The organism is Bacteroides propionicigenes, assembly GCF_018390535.1.
Lineage (GTDB): Bacteria > Bacteroidota > Bacteroidia > Bacteroidales > Bacteroidaceae > Bacteroides > Bacteroides propionicigenes.
Map to the genome: position 1 here is coordinate 545,347 of NZ_JAHBBW010000001.1, position 23,302 is coordinate 568,648.

Sequence of the window (23,302 nt, forward strand, 5' to 3'; positions counted from 1 at the left end):
AAAGTAAAATAATCCTTCACACAATGAAAAAGACAAGAAGCAATACATTTATCTTCGAAAATGAGAAAACATGGGAACCCGCCGGTGAAGGCGTCGTTCGGCAGATTTTGGGATATGACGGTCAGGTTATGCTCGTTAAAGTTAAATTTGAGCAAGGCGCAGTAGGTACACCGCACACTCATTATCACACCCAAACAACCTATGTGGCAAGCGGTAAATTCGAATTCACCGTCAATGGCGAAAAACAAATTGTTTCAGCTGGCGACGGCGTTTATATCGAACCGGATGCCGAACATGGCTGTACTTGTCTGGAAGCCGGTATACTTATCGACTGCTTTAGTCCTATGAGAACTGATTTCCTGAAAGAGATGTAAAATTCATAATCACATCTCTTTCCAATCACTGCACATCTGGAAAAGATAGCCCGAATCTTCATATCTCCCAACTTCCTTTTTTGTCAGTTGTTTGGCCCATTTTACCCGATTCGTATTGCCAGCGCCTTCTCCCGTGCTACCAAATTCAGCGTAACGGGCTGTCTTTTCATTTTCAGGATTGCGCCAGTTATCCCAGCCGGCTGGACAGATATGTTTTCCCAATTCACAATTGATGAATACAGTAGCCGCATACGGACGCCACGGACGCCCCAAATAGACCTTATCCACCCCCGGTGCAGCAGTCAACTTGCAATTCTTAAAAACATATCCCACTTCAATGTCCTTCGGAGTGGATGCAGCCGTTATATATGAGTTGGATTTACTATGAATAGTGCAGTTGCGGAACAATGCCGTAGAAGGACCAAAGATAAAATCGGTAGTGCCTTCGATATAGCAGTTCAGAAAATAAAGCCGAGTACCCTTTGCACCGGTATAGATAGTATCCTGATTTCCCAGAAAACGGCAATTGATAAAAGTCAGACGGTCACCTTCCGTATGGAGTGCAACAGCCTGCCCCAAACGTGCCGCATTATTCTCGATAGTCAAGTTCTTAAAAGTAATGGAACTCCCTTCTACCTTGAAAGTATATGTTCGGAAAGTTCCCATTTTATTTATATTGGCATGGTCGTCATAAGTGATAATCGTATTTTCTGCGTTTTCACCGATAAAATCGACGTTTTCCAACCAAGAAGGAAGAATGACCTTCTCTTTATATATGCCATTTTTAATCAGCACCGTCACTTTATAATCCATAAAAGCACGAACACCCTCCATTGCTTCGTTCAGCGTGCGATAGTCACCTGTACCGTCACGTGCAACAACAATCGTATCTTTCCACTGTTGCGCTGCCGACAAAGAACCGGTCCCACAAAGCAAAGCCATCAAAAAGCTGCATAATATTTTCATATCCGTCTTCATCACCACTTCTGATTAACGATTGCTTTTACATCTTGAAGACGCTCCCACTCCAACGATGCAAGAATAAAGGGACCTACGGCTTTAGGGTCGTTATTGCGGATGGTTTCATTGATATAATAATCATAATCTCCCGAACGATAGACCTTTCCCCCAAGTCCGGCTACGGCACAAGCCTTTGTTATACTGATTACTCCATCTTTATCCACTTCAATGAAGTTATCAATAATCCCTTTATACCCTTTGACAGCCACTTCCAAATAGGATTTATCAATATATCCCTTACGCACCCCTTTGAACAAAGAGTACACAAACATAGTGGAACAAGAAGACTCCAGATAATTGCCGGGTGCACCGCTCTTATCTAATACCTGATACCACAAACCTGTTTTAGTATCTTGCAAGCGTTTTACTTGAGAAGCTATTTTTTTGAAGATTATCAACATGGAGTCACGACCCGCCTCATGTTCCGGAATGAACTCAAGAGCATCTACAAAAGCCATAGCGTACCAGCCCATAGCACGTCCCCAACTGTGTTTGGATTGTCCCGTAACCGGATCGGCCCAACGTTCTTTACGACTTACATCGCAGGCATGGCGATATACATCATTTTTTGGATCGTAAGTATGACGAGCTGCCATTAGAAATTGATTGATGACATCCGCGTAATCGTTCACTTGATTATTGCGAAAAGCATATTCTGCATAGAAAGGAGCTCCCATATAAACGCCGTCCAGCCACACTTGGTTCGGATAAATCTTCTTATGCCAGAAACCTCCATCCGCATTTCGGGGATGTTCGTCGAGCTGGCTTCTCATCAAAGCAAGCGCTTTCTTATATTTTTCATCTTTTGTCTGTTCGTAAATTCGAAACATGAATTTCCCGGAATTTATACGGTCAAGACTGTATTCTTCACGTTTATACATTTTGATAGTTCCATCCGCATTTACCATAGTATCGGCATAAGCCAGTGCGTAGTCATAAATTTTCCGGTCACCGTAACGGTCATATACATCCAGCATAGATTGCAGTTCCAGTCCGTGGCAATAGTCCCACTTCAATCTCGGCTGAAAATCCAATTGCCAGGATTCCGGGCAACGAATCATCTCGGACTCCACCATACGCACCGACCAAGGCAAATCAGCGCTTACGCGTTGCGCAAACATACTCAGAGGAGAAAACAACAATAAACCGGATACAATAAAATTACAAATTAAACTCTTTTTCATGAAGTTGTTCTTTTTTGGTATTAGACCTTATTATTTTTCACGAAACAAAAGTAGAGGTTTCTTTCCAAACCTCTGTGCATTTTTTGGCGCAGAGGGTGCATTTTTTGATTTTCGTGTACGAAAACGAACAAATTTGTGCACGATAACGACAAATTTGTCCAAAATCGTCCTTATTTACTATTTATTATGCCTTTACAGTTTGATTAATAAGGAAAAGGTCTTATTTTTGACCCCGGTTTTTAATTCATACTATCGTAAAACATAATCATTTATCAATTAAATCACAAAAGAATGGAACAAGTTTTCGGTTACATCATCGCTTTGGGAGCGTCTGTAATGATGCCTATTATTTTTACAATTATAGGTATGTGCATCGGAATGAAATTTGGCAAGGCTCTGAAATCAGGTCTCTTCGTCGGAGTCGGATTCGTAGGTTTAGGTGTAGTCACCGCCCTACTGACAACAAATTTTGATACTCCCTTGAAAGCCATATCCGATTTGTATCACCTGCAACTGAATGTATTCGACATGGGTTGGCCCGCTGCTGCTGCCGTAGCTTATAATACTGCCGTCGGTGCCCTCATTATTCCTATTTGCTTAGGCGTTAACTTCTTGATGCTTATCACCAAAACCACACGTACTGTGAACATAGATTTGTGGAACTACTGGCACTTTGCTTTCATTGGCGCCGTGGCTTACTTTGTCACCGGTCAAAATTTGGCATGGGGCTACTTCGCCGCTATCATATGTTATGTCATCACATTAGTTTGCGCAGACCTCACTGCAGAGAAATTCCAAAAGTTCTATGATTTGGACGGAATTTCCATTCCCCAACCTTTCTGCCAAAGTTTCACACCGTTTGCCATAGTTATCAACAAAGCATTAGACAAAATCCCCGGTTTCTCCAAATTGGAAATTGATGCGGAAGGCATGAAGAAAAAGTTCGGCGTAATAGGCGAACCGTTAGTATTAGGAGTTATAGTGGGTATGCTGATAGGTTGGGCTGCACAACTTGACATTAAGAAAGTACTCTTCCTGGGTATCACAATGGGAGCCGTAATGGAACTTATTCCCCGTATTACCTCCTTGTTTATTGAAGGACTGAAGCCCATCTCCGAAAAGACTTCTGAATTGGTAAAAGCCAAGTTTAATGGCAAAAAAGTACATATCGGCATGAGCCCTGCATTGGTTATCGGTCATCCCGCCACATTGGTAGCATCGGTTATCCTGATTCCCGTTATTTTGGCGCTTGCCGTATTCCTGCCGGGTAACCAGTTTCTGCCATTAGCTTCACTTGCCGGTATGTTCTACCTCTTCCCTATGATCCTGCCCTTTACCAAAGGTAATGTATTGAAGACACTCATCATTGGTCTTATCACCCTGATATTAGGTCTGTATTTCGTGACCGATATGGCGCCGGACTTTACATTGGCAGCCAATCAGGTATATGCAGAAACACACGATCCTACGGCACACATTCCCGAAGGTTTCGATGGTGGAGCTATTGACTTTGCAGCATCTTTCTTTGGATGGACTATATATAGAGGTATAAAACTCTCGTATGTAGGCGCTGCAATACTGGTTGTAATAGCAATCTCCATGATGCTTATTAACCGCCGCATCATCATCCGCAGCGAGAAAGCAGCTAAAGAGAACGCTTAAGTAAAAGAAATATCAATCACAGTATATTAATATTTAAAAGTTTATATCAGACATGAAAAAATTAGCAATTGCCCTGATGTTGGGTGTCGCCGCAATCTCGGCTTCCGCCCAAGTAAATTACACTGTGCAGACTGCATGTCATCCGTTAGACGTAAAGCACTATGACACCGAGCGTCTCCGTAGCGCCTTTATGATGAGTAAAGTAATGGCTCCGGATGAAATCAACGTTACTTACACTCTTTATGACCGTTTAATTTACGGAGGTGCAATGCCTGTAAATAAAGTATTGAAACTGGAAACTTTCCGCGAACTGGGTCCGGAAATCACATATTTCCTCGAACGTCGCGAATTGGGCGTTATCAACACCGGTGGTGACGGAGTAGTTACCGTAGACGGCAAAGAATACCCCATGAAATATAAAGAAGCACTCTACGTAGGTTGCGGCAACAAAGAAGTGACTTTCAAGAGCAACGATGCTACCAAACCCGCTAAATTCTATATCAATTCAGCTCCGGCTTACAAACCTTACGTTACTCAGTTGATTACAACCGATGCCAAACTCCAAAAGGCTAATCCCAAGAAATATGCTTTGGGTATCTCCGACCACTACGGAAAAATGGAAGACAGCAACGACCGTATTGTCAACCAACTGATTGTAAAAGACGTTTTGGAAAGAGTAAAAGACGGTGGTACAAACCAATTGCAAATGGGACTTACCGAACTCGCTCCCGGCTCTGTATGGAATACCATGCCTGCACATACTCACACACGCCGTATGGAAGCATATTATTACTTCAATCTGGCTCCGGGAAATGCAATCTGCCACTTAATGGGCGAACCGCAAGAAGAACGTCTCGTTTGGTTGCACAACGAACAAGCCATCACTTCTCCCGAATGGAGTATCCACGCAGCTGCAGGTACCAGTAACTATACCTTTATCTGGGGTATGGGAGGTGAAAACCTGAAATATAGCGATAAGGATGAAATCAAATATACAGATATGAAATAATATCTATAGATAAAGAAATTAGGCATGGCTGCGAGCAGCCATGCCTAATTTTGTCATTTTCTCCATGATTTCTACCAAATATTACACATACACATAGCCTTAGAACGCGTATTTTTGCAACATTAAATAATAAATCTATTATCATGAGTACAATTCAGAACACACTGGGCAAGATGACCAATTACCGTTGGACCATTTGCGCCATGTTATTCTTCGCGACAACAGTTAATTATCTCGACCGCCAGGTTTTATCACTTACCTGGGATGAATTTATTAAACCGGAATTTCATTGGGACGAATCACACTACGGTACAATTACAGCCGTTTTTTCATTTGTTTATGCAGCCTGTATGTTGTTTGCAGGCCGTTTTGTAGACTGGCTTGGATCTAAAAAAGGATATTTATGGGCCATTGGCGTATGGTCTTTGGGAGCTTGCCTCCATGCTTTCTGCGGTATTATTACAGAACATTTTGTAGGTCTGCACAGCGCCGCCGAGTTAATGGGTGCCACAGGTGACGTGGTTGTTACCATTGCCACAATCAGTATGTACTGTTTCCTTGCAGCACGATGCGTACTTGCATTAGGAGAAGCCGGAAACTTCCCTGCAGCTATCAAAGTTACAGCTGAATACTTCCCCAAAAAAGACCGCGCATACGCAACTTCCATCTTTAATGCGGGCGCTTCTATCGGAGCTTTAATTGCACCTCTATCCATTCCTCTGCTTGCAAAGGCTTGGGGTTGGGAAATGGCATTCATCGTAATCGGTGTGCTTGGTTTCATCTGGATGGGATTTTGGGTATTTATGTATACCGCACCGGCCAAGAGCAAGCACGTAAACAAAGCTGAATTGGAGTATATTGAACAAGACAACCATGAGGAAGGACAAGTAGAATCGCAAACGGAAGGAAAGAAAATGGGCTTCCTGCAATGCTTCGGCTACAAACAGACTTGGGCATTCGCTATCGGTAAATTCATGACTGACGGTGTATGGTGGTTCTTCTTGTTCTGGACTCCTTCCTATCTGAATACACAATTCGGTATCAAAACCTCCGACGGATTGGGTATAGCTTTGATTTTTACATTATATGCTATTACAATGCTTTCAATTTATGGTGGAAAGCTACCCAGTATCATTATTAAGAAAACAGGTTTAAATCCTTATGCAGCACGTATGCGTGCCATGTTGATTTTTGCATTCTTCCCACTATTGGTATTATTGGCTCAACCTTTGGGTACTATTTCTCCATGGTTTCCGGTTATATTGATTGGTATCGGCGGTGCAGCTCACCAATCATGGTCGGCTAACATATTCTCTACAGTAGGTGATATGTTTCCTAAGACTGCAATTGCAACGGTTACCGGTATTGGCGGTATGGCAGGCGGTATAGGCTGTATGGTACTGCAATACGTTGCCGGTGAACTTTTCGTTTATGCCGGAGAGACCAATATGGCATTTATAGGCTTTGAAGGAAAACCTGCCGGATACTTTGTTATTTTCTGTGTATGCGCTGTAGCATACCTGATTGGTTGGTGTATAATGAAAGCATTGGTTCCGAAGTACAAACCTATCGTACTGAACTGATATAAATTAAAGATATAAATACAAAAAGCTCTTTCTCGCGAAAGAGCTTTTTTGTTCTCTTAGCAATCTATAATTTGTTATCAGATTAATAAGAGAGCAACTTTCAAGGCGAAAAAAAGGGAAGTCTCACGACTTCCACAATTCTTCTAACCTTAAATCTAAATCTCTATGAAAAAAACGTGTTGCAAATATAAGGCTTTATCAAACATGTTGTTATTAATAAAGTATATAAAGAGAAAGAAAATATTTAAGATTTATTAAACGAAGTAAAGACAGCAGTCTACAGAAAGCAAAAGCTATTTTAATCGTTATGATTCACAACTTTTCAATAAACGGGAATAGATAGGATTCTGTTCCAGCAAATGAGGAACTCCCGTAATGAACATCTGTTTACGGGCTCTGGTCAAAGCCACATTAAGTTTACGATCTATTTGAATCCCGTTTTCTTCTGTCAGGTTAGCAAGAAACTTCAACTGGTATGCCCTGTTTACACAAAAAGAGTAAATAATGACATCACGCTCACTTCCCTGAAAACGCTCCACCGTATCTATCAGAATATCATTCAAAACAGAAATTCCCAAAGCGGAAATTTCCTTTTTGATTAAGGCTATTTGGCTTCGGTAAGGAGTGATTATACCTAAAGTGGAAATAGCATTGAATCCCTCCTCTGACAAGGTATACTGTCTATATATAGCAACGGCCAGTGCGGCTACAATCTTTGCTTCCGAATGATTTATCTTTGCCGACTGCATGAGCGGTTCGGGAATAGACGGAAGAAAAGCGACACGACGTGTCAGCAAAGGAGCAAATTCATTCGCAGAAAGTTCGGGAGACAATTCAAGATTCCCCGTTTGATGTTTCAATCCTATCGGTTGTAATAATCCGCCGTAGAAGGCGCGATTCGGAAAGTCCGCAACCTCTACATTCATACGTCCCTGACGGCACAAAATGTCAAGGGAGTTAAAAGTAGAGGTTTGCAAGCCTAAAATAGAGGTTTGTGAATGTAGCATAGAGGTTTGCTTCCTGCAAACCAACGGTTGCTTAGTGATATTCCGATAGAGACGTTCAAAAAGAGAATCTTTCAAATTACATAAACCGATAGCACGCAAACCTTCATCCTGAACTTCCGACTGTTCCGATGACTGAAGCACTACTGCCGGAAGCTGTTTATGGTCACCTATTAAGATAAACTTACCAATGGCATTTCCTCCGGCAATGCTACGCATACAAAGTAATCCCAACAGTTGCGGTTCCAATATTTGGGTAGCCTCATCTATCAGAGCGACATCAAAAGTCTTTAGACGAAACAGCTCTGTCTTGGCGGAGAGCGTAGCCACCGTTCCCACAAAAATACGGCAACGTGCCATACGTTCCTGCACTTCGCGACGAGTAGAACAAGTCTCCAGCATATTTTCTATCAAGTATGGACGATAGGCTTCGTCACAGGAGAGTTCACTACCGATACGTATAAAATCGACTTCGGGTGTAATAGCCGTCAGCATCTTGCATATCTCATCCACTGCCCGATTGGTATACGAAAGCAGCAGAATTTCTTTTCCCTCCCGATAAAAAGTCTCCACCATATTCCGCAAGGCACGGGAAGTCTTGCCAGTCCCCGGAGGACCTATCAACAAGAAATAATCTTTGGCAGCCTGTGCTTTCAAAGTAATACGTGCAAAGTCACTGTCGGCAACTGCTATAGCACTGCTAAAAGCACTGTCAAATTCCGGTTCGCGCTGACTTAGCAGCAAATCCCGGCGGTCTTTCGTAGCAGACAAGAAGGCAGACAGCCCCCAATACATACTACGAAAAGAAGTATCCATGTAATCATGCTCTATCGCATAACGACTATCCATTGGCAGAACTCTGATATTCTGTTGTGCTGCACGAAGTCTGACACGAATATCGGAATCGGAAATTTCTTCGATATTTCCCTTAAATACCATTTTATTGGTTACATTATCTTCACCGACATTCCGTTCATACAGAACAATCGCATCCCCTTGCCTAAAATTAGGCAAAGCATCCGCATCCGTATGCGTACGCTCCAGCACCAGATAAGGTTTATGGAGATTTGCCGCACAATTCTGCCGTATCACCAAATCATATAAAATCTCCCCGCTCTCACTTTTCTCCTCCAAAGTGGCAAGCCATAAAGCAGCCGCACCGGCACGCCCTTCATACTCCACATCACCGGATTTTGAAGTATAGAGCTCTTTGGTTATAAAGTTGTATAATGCGTAAAAATACGACTGTTCCAACGGTGACAGCGCATGAATCTTTTGCGTCACAGCATCGATGGAAGGATACAGATAACGTTTCCACAATATATTATCAAGTTGCCGTTCATTCAGAGTTTCGGGATTAAGGTCACGCAAGCGCTCTGCCGTATATTGCGGGCTATTACGCAACTGAATACCATATTCGTTTGCTACGATACGGTTTCGGATATTCATTACACGGCGCAGCATCGCCCACGAAGGACGTGCCGGATAAAGCAACGGATAGCGTGTATAGAGCAAATACGACTTCACCTGACGATGATCCTTTCCCATGGCATACTCCAATACCGCCTGATACAGCAGCATCTGTACCTTATTGTTCTCTTTGGGTTCTATTTTCCCCCGAATGGCGTACTCATCCGCTTTGCCCGATTTCATCTCAATGAAAGACGACATATCGCGCTGCATATAGTCCAAGCGTCCTTGCAGACCTAATGCCTCACAGATGTAAGACGGCTCCAATACGGCATCCGCCTTATCCAGTTCGTAACCTGAAGCCCGGAAAGTTTCCGTTACTGTCTGCCGGATATTATCAAAATGCCGCCTGCAATCGGCAAAGAATTCACGCTCTTTTTCGCGATCACGCAAATCAGCACAGGCAGCCAATTCAATGGGATACGAGCGGAATGCTTTTTTCATGCACGCCAGATAGTCGGGTTCATTTTCCGCGTGAATCCATTCATCCAGAAAGAGATTGGCTATATTACCCAACAGAAGCGGGCGGGTATTATCAGGTGTTTGCAGTCTTGCCAACATATAGTTTGCCGGGTGATGCCCGTACTCCCTGAAACATTCTGCCAACGAACTGATGTCGAGCAGGTAATCGGGTTCCAGAATAATGAAAGAAGGTGTAAGTACGCCCGAATCATCTATTGCCACATCCAGTAAATTAATCCGAGCGTGCCGCCACAGCAAATCGCAGGTTTCAGCAAATTCATCATTGACCTGAGGCACATTATAACGTACCCGTAGCGGTTCATCCGCTACTGCATCTACCGGACATACGTACAGATACTTCTCATCGGCATATTGGAAGCAGACACGCATACGTTGTACGTGCTCCCTTGCAAGAGGTTTTACGATATAGGTGGCATCAGCATACGGAAGCAGGCGATACAGTTCAGCCGGGATATCTTCACCGGTCAAGCGCTTTACAAAAAACGACAGAGTCTTGGCATCGCGCAACAAATGTTCTTTCGATGGATTTATTTTACGATTCAGAACCGCATTAGAAGTAAGCCGGAAAGTATGCAGACGATTTTGTTCCGCAACAGTCAACCCAAGTTTGGAAGATACAAAATTGATACGGGCAGAGAGGTCAGTCATTTGTAAACAACTATCCACCATTTGTGTACGGCACAAATGCTCAAGCAATTCCCGTAATTGACGGTAAGCACTTCCCAAAGCAGCATCTTCCGCACGACAAACTGCCTGCAGCAAATGAAAATATTCCTTTATGTCAGCACTCATTCCTCTTCCGTATCTATTACCTCATCAGTCTCATCGGTTTTCTTATCCTTAATCATCAGGATACTCATTTCATAAAGAAGATAAAGCGGAACGGCAACTACGGTCAACGTAAACGGATCGCCTGTGGGCGTTATGATGGCAGCGACGATAACGATAATCACCACAGCATGACGGCGATACTTGCGCAAGAATGTCTTATGTACCAACCCAAGCAACGAAAGCAGCCACGTCACCAGCGGGAGTTCAAAGGCAAGTCCCATACAGAGTACCAACATCATAAAATTATCGATATACGAATTAAGAGATATCTGATTCTCTATCGCCGCACTAAGCTGATAGGTGGAAAGGAAACGTAACGTCAGCGGATAGACCATGAAATAGCCCAGCAACACTCCGACAAAAAACATCACCGTCCCCAAACCGAGCGCTTTCTGCACTCCCCGGCGTTCACCGGGATAAAGCGCAGGACTAATGAATCGCCATATCTCAAAGAACAAGTATGGTGCAGCTGTCACCACCGACATCCAAAAAGCCGTAGATATATGAATGAAAAATGGTGCAGCCAGATTAATATTTATCAGTTTTATCTGAAACTCCTGCGTAAAGAACTCATCGTGCAAATCGAATCTCTCACCGATATAACGCAGCAAGTCATAAAAAATGAAATCATTATGGCAAGGAGCCAGCACTACATTGTCAAACAAATAAGGCATTGCAATGAAATAACCCACAGCCAATACAAACCATACGCCGAGAATGCGAAACAACACCCGGCGCAATTCATCTAAATGGTCCCAGAAAGTTAATTCTTTATCAGACATATTATAAACAGTGATAGAGTTATCTTTATCACCTTATTGCTTATCTGCAGGTTTATCTACCTCTTCCTTTGCCTTATTGATTTCGTCTTTAGCTTCGTTCACACCGTCTTTGAAGCTCTTCACGCCTTTACCCAATCCTTTCATCAGTTCGGGAATTTTCTTACCGCCAAACAACAATAGGATAACCAATGCTATGATAATCCATTCGGTACCACTGGGCAAGACGCCTAATAAGAGTAAGTTTGTCATAGTTATATTGAATTAAATTTGATTGCAAAGATAAGAAGATTTATGAAATACGAAGTACGAAAAATGAAGTATACTTTATCTTTCGTACTTCGTATTTTTTCTCAGTCCTGATAATACACCCTCTTCACACGTGTCGAAACACTTGTCAGCACTTCATACGGAATGGTATCAAGCACATCGGAAAGAACGGTTATGGGAAGACGGTCTCCGAAGATTTCAACGCTGTCACCTTCTTTACAATCAACATCCGTTACATCAATCATGCAGACATCCATACAAATATTACCCACATAAGGAGCACGCTGTCCGTTTACCAGACAATAGGCGTGACCGTTACCCAAATGCCTGTTCAAACCGTCAGCATAACCGATAGGAATGGCAGCAATACGTGAAGGACGCACCAAATGTCCCTTACGGCTATATCCCACCGTATCTTCTTCGGGCACATCACGTATCTGCAGAATGGTAGTTTTCAGCGTACTGACATTATTTATTATGGAATTGTCTATCGGACTGATACCATACAGCCCGATTCCCAACCGAACCATATCAAACTGTGCTCCCGGAAAACGTTCTATACCGGCTGAATTGCAGATATGACGAAGTATTTTATGCGGAAACGCCTCCTGCAACTGCATGGATGCCTCCTCAAAAGTTTCTATCTGTCTGCGCGTAAAAGCATCGAATTGAGGAGCGTCGCTTCCCACAAAATGAGAAAACACTGAACGGGGAATGACTGCATTCTGCCCTTTCAGACGCTCTATAAGCCGAGGCATATCACCCGGAGCAAACCCCAACCGGTGCATACCGGTATCCAGCTTTACATGGATGGGGAAATTGGTGATGCCTTCCTTCTCGGCTTCCTTTATCAATGCCTCCAGCAGGTGGAAGCTGTAAACTTCAGGTTCCAGTTTGTAGTCGAACATGGTCTTGAATGCCGTCATTTCCGGATTCATGATGATGATACTTGCCGTAATGCCCGCCTTGCGCAAGTCCGAACCTTCATCGGCAACGGCAACAGCCAGATAATCCACATGATGTTCCTGCAAAGTTTTGGCAATCTCATACGACCCCGCACCATAAGCGGAGGCTTTCACCATACATACCATTTTGGTCTCGGGCTTCAGTTTGCCGCGATAATAATTCAGATTGGCAATCATCGCACCGAGATTTACCTCCAGTATCGTTTCGTGTACCTTCTTCTCCAACACTTCCGTCAGTTCATCGAAACCGAACTTGCGTGCACCTTTAATCAGGATTATTTCATTCTCCAAGCGGAGTTCACCTTTCCCAATGGCCTCAATCAGCGCAACCGTATCCGGATAGAAAGCCTTCTCGATATTAAACCGTGCGGCACATGAAGATATTTCATTCCCCACACCGATAATACGTTCTATTCCCCGGCTGTTTACCAATTGTGCTACCTGCCGATAGAGAGTCGGCGTATTCTGTCCTGTCTCCAATATATCCGACAGAATCAGTGTCCGCTTCAGACCTTTGCTCTGCGAGCGGCGATACAGGAAATCGAGCGCTATATCCAGCGAGCCGAGGTCTGAATTATAGCTGTCGTTTATCAGCAAGCATCCGTTTTTACCTTCTTTCACCTCCAGACGCATTGCTATCGGCTCCAGTTTTGCCATACGCTCCGTAATCTGTTCGGCAGGAAGCATCAGATACAGGCAGGCTGCCAGGCAGTTCAACGAATTCTCGATAGAAGCATCATCTATGAACGGCAACGTAAATGTATTGTCCATATCCAGATAACGGTAAGAAACAACAGTGGAGTCCTCTTGCTTTTCCACTTTACTTATATATAGCGGACGCTCCATATCTTTCCTACTCCATGCTATCTCACGGGCGGAAAGCATGGATTTACCCACGCAGTTATTGATAAACTCGTCGTCACCGTTATAAATCACCACATCGCAATTCTTAAAGAGCGCCAGTTTCTCCATACACTTCTCCTGCAAAGAGAAGAAATTCTCCTGATGCGCACCTCCTATATTTGTCAGGATACCAATTGTAGGCTTGATAATATTCTGCAGGGCACGCATTTCTCCCGGTTCCGAGATGCCTGCCTCCAATATGGCAAGTTCCGTTTGCTCATTCATCTGCCATACGGACAAAGGCACGCCTATCTGCGAATTGTAGCTGCGGGGCGAACGGGTGATGACGCGTTCCGGACTCAACAGCTGATGCAGCCATTCCTTCACAATAGTTTTTCCGTTACTGCCCGTTATGCCGATAACAGGAATCTGAAAGCGGTCGCGGTGTTGTTCCGCCAACTTCTGCAAAGCTTTCAGCGGACTTGGGACGACTAATAAGTTGAAAGTTGAAAGTTGAAAGTTGAAAGTTTCAATTTCCTTCAGCCCTTCTTCGCTGACAACAAAATTACGAACACCACGCGTGTATAATTCCCGGATATAACGGGTACCGTCATTCCGCTTGGTAGTCAAGGCAAAAAACAATGTTTCTTCCGGGAAACTCAGGGAACGGCTATCTGTAAGCAGCCAGTCAATGGTAGCCGGCATATCGCCTATCCGCCGCGCACCAATGATTCGGGCTATATCTTCAATCGTATATGACATAATTCTCTCTCCTTTTGGAAGTCTAAGTACGGGTATTTTCCGTTAAGTCGGTCTATTTTTAACACAATTTGTCCTAAAAAACGCTTATACTCTTCAGAATCCGGGTGAAAGGGCTTATGAGCTAATCCTCTACGGATATTTTCACTTTCCTCTATTATCTGTAACGTCTCTTCCGAAAAACAGGCAGACGAGAAACGTTCCCACACATATTGCACAGCCATATCGGAGGGATGTACCATATCTTCAGCATAGAAACGGTAATCGCGTAATTCGTCCAAAACCAATTCATAGGCGGGAAAATAGAACACGCTTTCCGGAAAGGCGGCTTGCAACCTGTCCACGGCCAACAATAAGGTAGATTTACTGAGCTGGTTAGCGTGTATGCCATCCCTTATATGGCGAATAGGGCTGACTGTAAACATCACTTTCAGCCCGGAATTTCGTGCCAGCAGTCCGGACAGCAATGAGGTATAGTCCGATACGATTTCATCGACCGTCAATCGTCTACGGGTAAATTCTTTCTCCGGCAACTTATGGCAGTTACCTACAATACACCCCGTATTTTTTTGTTCGTACACCCAAGATGTACCGAAAGTAAGCAACAAACAATTTGTATGAAAAATCCGTCCGTGTGCATTAGCAATCCGCCCATTAATCTTCTTCAAGGTTTCATCGGCCGACGGTGATGAAAAATCCCCATGATGCATGGAGCTATGCCAACAGTCACGAAAGAAAAAGAGTTCTTCCTTTCCGTATACTTTTCCAAGTATGATTTCACGCAAAGCGACAGATATGGACAAAGGATTATAAAGCACACCGTAAGGGTTGACATCGCACGAGAATTTAGCACCTATAAGCCTTGTACCCATATTAGCTGCAAAGCAGGAACCGAGTAGCAACAAACGGTCTGTATGCCGCAAACGGGGCAGATTGGCAGGGAGTTCAACAGGAGTAATGAAGTTCATACACAAACTTTATTCAATTGGACTTGCAAAGATACAAAGAAATACAGCAAACGGAGAAACTGCAACTTTAAAATTCCTGTAAAAGGCTTCTCCAAAACAAAAAACAGACAAAATGATACAGCCATCCGTTTTCTTTTGCTATTTTTGCATTTTGTAATCTTCAGTACAGTGATGAAAACAGAACCAACAACATACAACTTGCTGGATTCCATTTCCTACCCGGAAGATCTGCGTAAATTAAGCGTAGAGCAGCTTCCGGAGGTTTGTGAAGAATTAAGGCAAGACATCATTCAAGAACTTTCGTGCAATCCGGGACACTTTGCAGCAAGTTTGGGTACAGTGGAACTTACCGTCGCACTGCATTACGTCTACAATACCCCATACGACCGTATCGTGTGGGACGTAGGGCATCAGGCCTACGGCCACAAGATGCTGACCGGACGTCGCGAATCTTTCTGCACCAACCGGAAGTTTAAGGGGATACGTCCCTTCCCCACTCCCGTGGAAAGCGATTACGACACCTTTACTTGCGGGCATGCCTCAAATTCCATTTCGGCAGCCTTGGGTATGGCTGTTGCAGCAGCAAAAAAAGGTGAGAAAGACCGCCATGTAGTAGCCATCATCGGTGACGGAAGCATGAGTGGCGGACTGGCTTTTGAGGGTTTGAACAATGCCTCATCCACCGCCAACAACCTATTGATTATCCTCAACGACAATGATATGGCGATAGACCGCAGCGTAGGCGGTATGAAGCAATATTTGTTCAATCTGACAACCTCTAACCGCTATAACCAATTGCGTTTCAAAGCCTCCAAGATGCTGTTTAAAATGGGTGTGCTGAATGAAGACCGACGCAAAGCTTTAATCCGCTTTTCTAACAGTCTAAAATCAATGGCTGCCCAGCAACAGAACATCTTCGAAGGGATGAACATACGATACTTCGGTCCGATAAACGGGCACGACGTAAAGAACCTGGCCCGTGTTCTGCGGGATATAAAAGATATGCAAGGACCTAAAATCCTTCATCTGCACACTATAAAGGGTAAAGGCTTCGAGCCCGCCGAAAAGGAGCCGGGCATCTGGCACGCGCCTGGTAAGTTCGACCCCGAAACCGGAGAACGTATTACTGCCGACACCAGCAATCTTCCCCCTCTATACCAAACCGTATTCGGCGAAACACTAGTGGAATTAGCAGAGAAGAATCCGAAAATCGTCGGAGTCACACCCGCCATGCCCACAGGATGCTCCATGAACATATTGATGAAGGCAATGCCCGACCGCGCTTTCGATGTAGGCATTGCCGAAGGGCACGCCGCCACATTCTCCGGTGGCATGGCAAAGGAAGGACTGCAACCCTTCTGCAACATTTATTCGTCTTTCATGCAGCGGGCTTATGACAATGTGATACATGACATTGCCATCCTGCGGTTACCTGTTGTGCTCTGTCTGGACCGCGCCGGATTGGTAGGTGAAGACGGACCGACACATCATGGCGTATACGACCTTGCCTATTTCCGTCCTATCCCGAATCTGACCATTTCCTCGCCTATGGACGAGCACGAACTGCGTCGTCTGATGTACACTGCACAACTGCCGGGCAAAGGTCCGTTCGTAATCCGCTATCCACGCGGACGTGGCGTATTGGCAAACTGGCGATGCTCGTTGGAGGAAATCCCTGTAGGCAAAGGACGGAAACTGAAGGACGGGAAAGACCTTGCTGTCATCACCATCGGTCCGATAGGAAACATTGCCGCACACGCCATTAAACGGGCGGAAACCGAGAAAGGACTTTCCATAGCCCACTACGACCTACGTTTTCTTAAACCGCTGGACGAAGCATTATTACATGAAGCGGGACACAACTTCAAACGCATCATTACCATAGAAGACGGTACACGAAAAGGCGGCATGGGAAGTGCCGTTTTGGAGTTTATGGCGGACAACAACTACACCCCGCACATAGAGCGCATCGGCGTACCCGACACATTTATAGAGCACGGTACGGTACAGGAGTTGTATCAATTGTGCGGAATGGATGAAGAAGGAATCTATAATATATTAATTAAGAATGAAAAATAAAGAATGAAGAATCGGGCTGCGCTATGCAAGCCGTCCGCAAGGAAATTCTTCATTCTTCACTCTTCATTCTTCATTTCTTAAAGTATTGTGAAAATAATCATTGCAGGTGCCGGCGCAGTAGGCACACATTTGGCCAAACTATTGTCTCGCGAAAAACAGGACATTATATTAATGGACGACAACGAAGAGAGGATGAGTACACTCAGCTCCAACTTCGACTTGATGACTGTCACCGCCTCTCCCACTTCCATTAAGGGATTGAAAGAAGTAGGGGTGGGAGAAGCCGACCTTTTCATTGCCGTTACTCCCGATGAAAGCCGCAACATCACTGCCTGTATGCTCGCTACCAATCTTGGTGCGGTAAAGACCGTAGGCCGCATTGACAACTACGAGTACCTGTTGCCCAAAAACAAGGAATTCTTCCAAAAATTGGGGGTAGACTCGCTTATCTATCCGGAAATGCTTGCAGCAAAAGAGATTGTATCTTCCATCCGTATGAGTTGGGTGCGCCAATGGTGGGAATTCTGTGGCGGTGCACTGATTCTGATAGGGGCTAAGATGCGTGAGAAGGCGGAAATTTTGGATATTCCCCTGCATCAACTGGGCGGACCGGAATTACCCTACCACGTGGTAGCCATCAAGCGCGGCAATGAAACACTGATTCCTCGCGGCGACGATGTCATAAAACTGCATGATATTGTTTATTTTACGACCACCCGCAAATTCGTTCCGTATATCCGTAAGATAGCCGGCAAGGAAGATTACGCCGATGTGCGCAATGTCATGATTATGGGAGGAAGCCGCATTGCAGTACGCACCGCACAATACGTTCCCGACTATATGCAGGTGAAGATTGTAGAAAACGACCTGAACCGATGCAACCGCCTTACCGAACTACTGGATGATAAGATTATGATTATCAACGGAGACGGACGGGACATGGATTTGCTTGTAGAAGAAGGATTAAAGAACACCGAAGCTTTTGTTGCACTAACCGAGAACTCGGAAACAAACATCCTCGCCTGCCTGGCTGCAAAGCGTATGGGAGTAAGCAAGACTGTTGCGGAAGTAGAAAATATAGATTATATAGGCATGGCGGAAAGTCTTGACATCGGCACTGTTATCAACAAAAAGATGATTGCAGCCAGCCACATCTACCAGATGATGTTGGATGCAGACGTCAGCAATGTAAAATGCCTGACTTTTGCCAATGCCGATGTGGCGGAATTTACCGTCAAACCCGGCTCTAAGATAACCAAGCACCAGGTAAAAGACCTCGGTCTACCCAAGGGAACAACTATTGGCGGGCTGATACGCAACGGTGAAGGTGTTGTGGTTATGGGTAACACACAAATACTGCCCGGCGACCATGTGGTAGTATTCTGCCTGAACATGATGATTAAGAAAATCGAAAAATATTTTAACTAGCGAACGTGATTAACTTTAAGACAATTATACGGATTATCGGTATTCTGCTGTTACTGGAAACAGTCATGCTACTGGCATGTTCGGCAATATCATATTACTATAATGACGAAGCCCTGCTTGATTTCTGGAAATCGGCAGGTATCACTGCCGGAGCCGGCCTACTCATGGCCATCGCCGGAAGAGGCGGCGAAAAACAACTGACCCGCCGTGACGGTTACGTATTGGTCAGCTTTGCATGGGTAGCCTTTTCTCTTTTCGGTATGCTGCCTTTCTACATCAGCGGATACGTTCCCGACATCACAAATGCTTTCTTTGAAACCATGTCCGGTTTTACAAGTACGGGAGCTACCGTATTGGACAACATAGAATCGCTTCCCCATGGGCTGCTATTTTGGCGTGGCATGACACAATGGATAGGCGGTTTGGGAATTATCATGTTTACGATTGCTGTATTGCCTATTTTCGGAGTCAGCGGTCTGCAGGTATTCGCTGCTGAAGCCAGCGGTCCCACGCACGACAAAGTGCATCCGCGTATCGGCATCACGGCCAAATGGATATGGAGTATCTATACCGGGCTTACCCTGATTCTTGTAGTCCTGCTCATGCTGGGAGGTATGGATTGGTTCGACAGCGTATGCCACGCCTTTGCCACCACAGGCACAGGAGGATTCTCCACCAAACAAGCAAGTATAGCCTATTACAACTCTCCTTATATAGAATATGTCATCTCCTTCTTTATGTTTATCTCCGGTATCAACTTTACGTTGTTGTTATTTTTTGCCAGCCGGAAATTCAAGAAGGTCATTGACAATGCCGAACTGAAATGGTATTTCTGGTCGGTAGTTAGTTTTACTACCGTCATTGCAGTTGTTCTCTACTATACCAGCTCAATGGGGGTGGAAGAGGCTTTCCGCAAATCATTGTTCCAAGTTATATCTTTGCATACCTCAACCGGCTTTGCCACAGACGACTATATACTATGGACACCCATACTTTGGGGATTGCTAACCATTGTTATGGTCATGGGAGCTTGTGCGGGCAGTACAACGGGCGGATTGAAATGTATCCGAATGGTAATCCTTGCCAAAGTGTCACGTAATGAATTTAAACACATCCTCCATCCTAATGCCGTACTGCCGGTACGTGTAAACAAACAGGTAATATCGCCTTCCATCGTTTCTACAGTTCTGGCATTCTTCTTTTTATACTTCATTATTATCATTATCGGCATACTGATAATGATGGGAATGGGGATAGGAGCCGAAGAATCCATTGGCTGCGTCATATCCAGTATTGGCAATATGGGGCCCGGATTAGGTGATACAGGTCCCGCCTATTCATGGAATGCCCTGCCTGATGCAGCCAAATGGCTGTTGTCATTCCTCATGTTATTAGGACGCCTGGAATTGTTTACTGTCTTACTTTTGTTCACCCCGGAATTTTGGAAGCGGAATTGACTTAGGATAAAAAGTGTAAAAATAGTCATTTTTTGTTATGCAGAGATAGCAAAATGAAAGATACTTATTATATCTTTGCGCCCTGAAAGAGATATGGAGGTATGAAACAGTGCATAAAATATTGTATGATAGCCATACTCGCAGTTTTATTACACAACGGTGCGATAGATACTGCGGATTTTTTGTGTACTCCGGTTAACAATAGCACTGACAGTTGCATATTAACTCAAGCGCCTACCGCCCGGCAAACAATTCAGCACTATTATAACCATTTATCGTCTACCTCCTCCTGCCTGGAGTATGTAGACCACACACAAGTGCCCGGTAACAAAGCTTCCCTGCTGCGTGCCGATATTATCCGTATGCAACAATCGCTGCGTGCGCAAAGCTACGACCGTATACCGGATTTGTACTATTCTCCCGTACCCGATTCGCATTACTACGTATTCGGGCTAAGAAAGATTATCAGATAAAAGGGTAGCACTCTGCCACCTTATCATCTTTTATTCAGTATATCTATATTTTATATATCTAAAATCTTATCAGATTTATGAACTTTACTTTGTTAGTAGTCGTCTTGCTGACGGCAATTGCTTTCGTGGGTATTGTCATCGCGCTGTCCAATGCGATAGCTCCCCGTTCGTACAATGTACAGAAAATGGAGCCGTACGAGTGCGGTATTCCCACCCGCGGTAAATCATGGATGCAGTTCCGAGTAGGTTACTATCTGTTTGCTATCTTGTTTCTGATGTTTGAAGTGGAGACGGTATTCCTGTTCCCGTGGGCAGTCATTGCACGCGAGCTTGGAGTAGCCGGGCTTTTCAGTATTTTGTTTTTCCTTATTATATTAGTTCTGGGTCTTGCTTATGCCTGGAGGAAAGGAGCTTTGGAATGGAAGTAACGAAGAAACCCAACATAAAATCCATCCCTTATGAGGAGTTTACAGACAACGAAACGTTGGAGAAACTGGTTCGGGAGCTCAACGCAGGAGGCGCCAATGTGGCTCTCGGCGTACTGGACGATTTCGTCAACTGGGGACGCAGCAATTCGCTGTGGCCGCTTACGTTTGCAACAAGCTGTTGCGGTATCGAATTCATGGCCCTCGGTGCAGCCCGCTATGATATGGCGCGCTTCGGGTTTGAAGTAGCCCGTGCCAGTCCGCGCCAAGCAGATATGATTATGGTGTGCGGAACAATCACGAACAAAATGGCGCCGGTACTGAAACGTTTGTACGACCAAATGGCCGACCCGAAGTATGTGATAGCCGTAGGCGGTTGTGCAGTCAGCGGCGGCCCGTTCAAGAAGTCCTATCACGTTGTCAACGGAGTGGATAAGATCCTGCCGGTAGACGTATATATTCCGGGATGTCCTCCCCGCCCCGAAGCATTCTACTACGGAATGATGCAGTTGCAACGTAAGGTAAAAATAGAGAAGTACTTTGGTGGTGTAAATCAAAAAGAAGAAAAACCGGAAGAATGAATATGAATGCAACAAGATATATAGAGCCCGCAGCCTTGCACGATGAGATGCTGCGCCTGCGGCAAGAAGAACAGATGGACTTTCTGGAATGCCTCACCGGTATGGACTGGGGCGAACCTGATACAGCCAAAGATGCTCCCGATACTCCGCGCGGACTTGGTGTAGTGTATCAGTTGGAGTCCACCGTTACCGGCAAACAGATTGCGGTTCGCACCGCCACCCTCGACCGGGAACATCCCGAACTTCCTTCCGTTTGCGACATTTGGAAAGCCGCAGACTTCTTGGAACGTGAAGTGTTCGACTTCTACGGCGTAGTGTTCATCGGGCATCCCGACATGAGACGCCTCTATCTGCGCAATGACTGGGTAGGCTATCCGATGCGTAAAGACGACGACCCGGAAGCACAGAACCCTCTGCGCATGGACAACGAAGAGACAATCGATACTACCACCGAACTGGAACTTAACCCGGACGGAACTGTAAAGAACAAAGAGTCGCAACTCTTCGGCGACGACGAATATGTAGTAAACATCGGTCCCCAGCACCCTGCCACCCATGGCGTAATGCGTTTCCGCGTATCACTGGAAGGTGAAATCATCGAAAAGATTGATGCCAACTGCGGATATATCCACCGGGGCATCGAGAAGATGTGCGAAAGCCTTACATATCCGCAAACACTGGCCCTGACTGACCGTCTGGACTACCTGGGCGCCCACCAGAACCGTCATGCCCTGTGTATGTGTATCGAAAAGGCCATGGGCATAGAGGTAAGCGAGCGCGTACAATACATCCGCACCATCATGGATGAGCTGCAACGCATCGATTCGCACTTGCTTTTCTACTCCTGTCTGGCAATGGACCTCGGTGCGCTGACCGCCTTCTTCTACGGCTTCCGTGACCGTGAAAAAATCTTGGACATCTTTGAAGGCACTTGCGGCGGACGCCTCATCATGAACTACAACACGATTGGCGGCGTGCAAGCCGACATCGCTCCCGACTTCCAAAAGAAAGTGAAAGAATTCATCCCTTACCTGCGCGGTATCCTGCACGAATATCACGACGTGTTTACGGGAAATATCATTGCACAGCAACGTCTGAAAGGCGTAGGCGTGCTGTCTCGCGAAGACGCCATAGCTTTCGGCGCTACCGGCGGCACAGGACGTGCCAGCGGTTGGGCGTGCGACGTGCGTAAACGTATGCCTTACAGTGTATATGATAAGGTGGACTTCAAAGAGATTGTCCGCACCGAAGGAGACTCTTGGGCGCGCTACCTCATCCGTATGGATGAAATCATGGAAAGCTTGAAAATCATCGAACAGTTGATAGACAATATCCCCGAAGGTGCATACCAGGAGAAGATGAAACCGATTATCCGCGTGCCGGAAGGTACTTACTATGCCGCCGTAGAAGGCAGCCGCGGTGAGTTCGGCGTGTTCCTCGAGAGCCATGGAGACAAGACTCCCTACCGTTTGCACTTCCGCAGTACAGGTCTTCCGCTGGTATCTACCGTGGATACAATCTGCCGCGGCGCAAAGATTGCCGACCTTATTGCCATCGGTGGAACACTGGACTATGTAGTACCGGACATCGACAGATAAAAGAGTAGATAGCAAACATACACCAAACTATCAAATAGTAAATCGTAAAATCGT

General features: G+C 45.1%; 18 protein-coding genes. 11 read left to right on the forward strand and 7 right to left on the reverse strand.

Going from position 1 to position 23,302, the window contains the following annotated elements; translation table 11 throughout:
- Positions 1-23: 23 nt before the first annotated feature.
- Positions 24-374 (forward strand): cupin domain-containing protein, encoded by a 351-nt coding sequence (locus KG118_RS02395; RefSeq protein WP_117711095.1) that lies wholly within the window; start codon positions 24-26, stop codon positions 372-374.
- 9 nt (positions 375-383) lie between these two features.
- On the opposite strand, the gene KG118_RS02400 is transcribed toward KG118_RS02395, so the two are convergent.
- Both KG118_RS02400 and KG118_RS02405 read right to left on the reverse strand, forming a co-directional pair.
- Positions 384-1,352: a pectinesterase family protein gene (locus tag KG118_RS02400; RefSeq protein WP_117711094.1), complete on the reverse strand. Its 969-nt coding sequence runs from the start codon at positions 1,350-1,352 to the stop codon at positions 384-386.
- Positions 1,352-2,578, reverse strand: a complete 1,227-nt coding sequence (locus KG118_RS02405; protein ID WP_117711093.1) for a glycoside hydrolase family 88/105 protein — start codon at positions 2,576-2,578, stop codon at positions 1,352-1,354. The genes KG118_RS02400 and KG118_RS02405 overlap by 1 nt, the downstream gene beginning before the upstream one ends.
- Positions 2,579-2,869: 291 nt before the next feature.
- On the opposite strand from KG118_RS02405, the gene KG118_RS02410 reads away from it, so the two are divergent.
- From KG118_RS02410 to KG118_RS02420, 3 genes are all read left to right on the forward strand, one after another.
- The gene (locus tag KG118_RS02410; RefSeq protein ID WP_117711092.1) at positions 2,870-4,240 is read left to right on the forward strand and encodes a PTS galactitol transporter subunit IIC; all 1,371 of its coding nucleotides are present in this window, start codon (positions 2,870-2,872) and stop codon (positions 4,238-4,240) included.
- Between the two features lie 52 nt (positions 4,241-4,292).
- A complete protein-coding gene (gene kduI, locus KG118_RS02415) occupies positions 4,293-5,249 on the forward strand; it encodes a 5-dehydro-4-deoxy-D-glucuronate isomerase (protein ID WP_117711091.1) in 957 nt (318 codons plus the stop codon).
- Positions 5,250-5,392: 143 nt separating this feature from the next.
- Positions 5,393-6,832, forward strand: a complete 1,440-nt coding sequence (locus KG118_RS02420) for an MFS transporter (protein ID WP_117711090.1) — start codon at positions 5,393-5,395, stop codon at positions 6,830-6,832.
- A gap of 308 nt (positions 6,833-7,140) precedes the next feature.
- Here KG118_RS02420 and KG118_RS02425 read toward each other — a convergent pair whose 3' ends face one another.
- The 5 genes from KG118_RS02425 to KG118_RS02445 all read right to left on the reverse strand — a co-directional run bounded on the left by KG118_RS02425 (position 7,141) and on the right by KG118_RS02445 (position 15,207).
- Positions 7,141-10,584, reverse strand: coding sequence for an AAA domain-containing protein (locus KG118_RS02425; protein WP_117711089.1), 3,444 nt, complete (start codon positions 10,582-10,584; stop codon positions 7,141-7,143).
- Positions 10,581-11,405 carry a twin-arginine translocase subunit TatC gene (gene tatC, locus KG118_RS02430; protein ID WP_117711088.1) on the reverse strand — a complete coding sequence of 275 codons (825 nt, stop codon included), beginning with the start codon at positions 11,403-11,405 and terminating at the stop codon, positions 10,581-10,583. Before tatC ends, KG118_RS02425 begins: the two co-directional genes overlap by 4 nt.
- Before the next feature lie 33 nt (positions 11,406-11,438).
- Entirely contained in the window at positions 11,439-11,654 is a 216-nt protein-coding gene (locus KG118_RS02435; RefSeq protein ID WP_117711087.1) for a Sec-independent protein translocase subunit TatA/TatB, read from the reverse strand.
- A gap of 101 nt (positions 11,655-11,755) precedes the next feature.
- Entirely contained in the window at positions 11,756-14,242 is a 2,487-nt protein-coding gene (locus tag KG118_RS02440; protein WP_117711086.1) for a bifunctional UDP-N-acetylmuramoyl-tripeptide:D-alanyl-D-alanine ligase/alanine racemase, read from the reverse strand.
- Positions 14,218-15,207 (reverse strand): GSCFA domain-containing protein, encoded by a 990-nt coding sequence (locus tag KG118_RS02445; RefSeq protein WP_117711085.1) that lies wholly within the window; start codon positions 15,205-15,207, stop codon positions 14,218-14,220. The genes KG118_RS02440 and KG118_RS02445 overlap by 25 nt, the downstream gene beginning before the upstream one ends.
- A gap of 171 nt (positions 15,208-15,378) precedes the next feature.
- Here KG118_RS02445 and dxs point away from each other — a divergent pair, with 171 nt between their 5' ends.
- The 7 genes from dxs to KG118_RS02480 all read left to right on the forward strand — a co-directional run bounded on the left by dxs (position 15,379) and on the right by KG118_RS02480 (position 23,248).
- Positions 15,379-17,286 carry a 1-deoxy-D-xylulose-5-phosphate synthase gene (gene dxs / locus KG118_RS02450; protein WP_117711083.1) on the forward strand — a complete coding sequence of 636 codons (1,908 nt, stop codon included), beginning with the start codon at positions 15,379-15,381 and terminating at the stop codon, positions 17,284-17,286.
- An 87-nt stretch (positions 17,287-17,373) separates the two neighbouring features.
- Positions 17,374-18,714 carry a Trk system potassium transporter TrkA gene (gene trkA, locus KG118_RS02455; protein WP_117711082.1) on the forward strand — a complete coding sequence of 447 codons (1,341 nt, stop codon included), beginning with the start codon at positions 17,374-17,376 and terminating at the stop codon, positions 18,712-18,714.
- 5 nt (positions 18,715-18,719) lie between these two features.
- Positions 18,720-20,171, forward strand: coding sequence for a TrkH family potassium uptake protein (locus KG118_RS02460; protein WP_117711081.1), 1,452 nt, complete (start codon positions 18,720-18,722; stop codon positions 20,169-20,171).
- Positions 20,172-20,272: 101 nt separating this feature from the next.
- The gene (locus KG118_RS02465) at positions 20,273-20,644 is read left to right on the forward strand and encodes a hypothetical protein (protein WP_233514869.1); all 372 of its coding nucleotides are present in this window, start codon (positions 20,273-20,275) and stop codon (positions 20,642-20,644) included.
- A gap of 77 nt (positions 20,645-20,721) precedes the next feature.
- Positions 20,722-21,072, forward strand: coding sequence for an NADH-quinone oxidoreductase subunit A (locus tag KG118_RS02470; protein ID WP_117711080.1), 351 nt, complete (start codon positions 20,722-20,724; stop codon positions 21,070-21,072).
- Positions 21,063-21,650 (forward strand): NADH-quinone oxidoreductase subunit B, encoded by a 588-nt coding sequence (locus KG118_RS02475; RefSeq protein ID WP_022218227.1) that lies wholly within the window; start codon positions 21,063-21,065, stop codon positions 21,648-21,650. Before KG118_RS02470 ends, KG118_RS02475 begins: the two co-directional genes overlap by 10 nt.
- Before the next feature lie 2 nt (positions 21,651-21,652).
- On the forward strand, positions 21,653-23,248 hold the full coding sequence (locus KG118_RS02480; protein ID WP_117711241.1) for an NADH-quinone oxidoreductase subunit D: 1,596 nt from the start codon (positions 21,653-21,655) through the stop codon (positions 23,246-23,248).
- The last annotated feature ends 54 nt before the right edge of the window (positions 23,249-23,302 follow it).

Bases quoted from the DNA above. Each gene is read 5' to 3' on its own strand.
- dxs (WP_117711083.1), top strand. From the start codon at position 15,379: ATGAAAACAGAACCAACAACATACAACTTGCTGGATTCCATTTCCTAC.
- kduI (WP_117711091.1), top strand. From the start codon at position 4,293: ATGAAAAAATTAGCAATTGCCCTGATGTTGGGTGTCGCCGCAATCTCG.
- KG118_RS02400 (WP_117711094.1), bottom strand. From the start codon at position 1,352: ATGAAGACGGATATGAAAATATTATGCAGCTTTTTGATGGCTTTGCTT.
- tatC (WP_117711088.1), bottom strand. From the start codon at position 11,405: ATGTCTGATAAAGAATTAACTTTCTGGGACCATTTAGATGAATTGCGC.
- KG118_RS02480 (WP_117711241.1), top strand. From the start codon at position 21,653: ATGAATGCAACAAGATATATAGAGCCCGCAGCCTTGCACGATGAGATG.
- KG118_RS02465 (WP_233514869.1), top strand. From the start codon at position 20,273: ATGAAACAGTGCATAAAATATTGTATGATAGCCATACTCGCAGTTTTA.
- KG118_RS02410 (WP_117711092.1), top strand. From the start codon at position 2,870: ATGGAACAAGTTTTCGGTTACATCATCGCTTTGGGAGCGTCTGTAATG.
- KG118_RS02395 (WP_117711095.1), top strand. From the start codon at position 24: ATGAAAAAGACAAGAAGCAATACATTTATCTTCGAAAATGAGAAAACA.
- KG118_RS02435 (WP_117711087.1), bottom strand. From the start codon at position 11,654: ATGACAAACTTACTCTTATTAGGCGTCTTGCCCAGTGGTACCGAATGG.
- KG118_RS02405 (WP_117711093.1), bottom strand. From the start codon at position 2,578: ATGAAAAAGAGTTTAATTTGTAATTTTATTGTATCCGGTTTATTGTTG.
- KG118_RS02425 (WP_117711089.1), bottom strand. From the start codon at position 10,584: ATGAGTGCTGACATAAAGGAATATTTTCATTTGCTGCAGGCAGTTTGT.
- KG118_RS02445 (WP_117711085.1), bottom strand. From the start codon at position 15,207: ATGAACTTCATTACTCCTGTTGAACTCCCTGCCAATCTGCCCCGTTTG.
- KG118_RS02470 (WP_117711080.1), top strand. From the start codon at position 20,722: ATGAACTTTACTTTGTTAGTAGTCGTCTTGCTGACGGCAATTGCTTTC.
- KG118_RS02420 (WP_117711090.1), top strand. From the start codon at position 5,393: ATGAGTACAATTCAGAACACACTGGGCAAGATGACCAATTACCGTTGG.
- KG118_RS02475 (WP_022218227.1), top strand. From the start codon at position 21,063: ATGGAAGTAACGAAGAAACCCAACATAAAATCCATCCCTTATGAGGAG.
- KG118_RS02440 (WP_117711086.1), bottom strand. From the start codon at position 14,242: ATGTCATATACGATTGAAGATATAGCCCGAATCATTGGTGCGCGGCGG.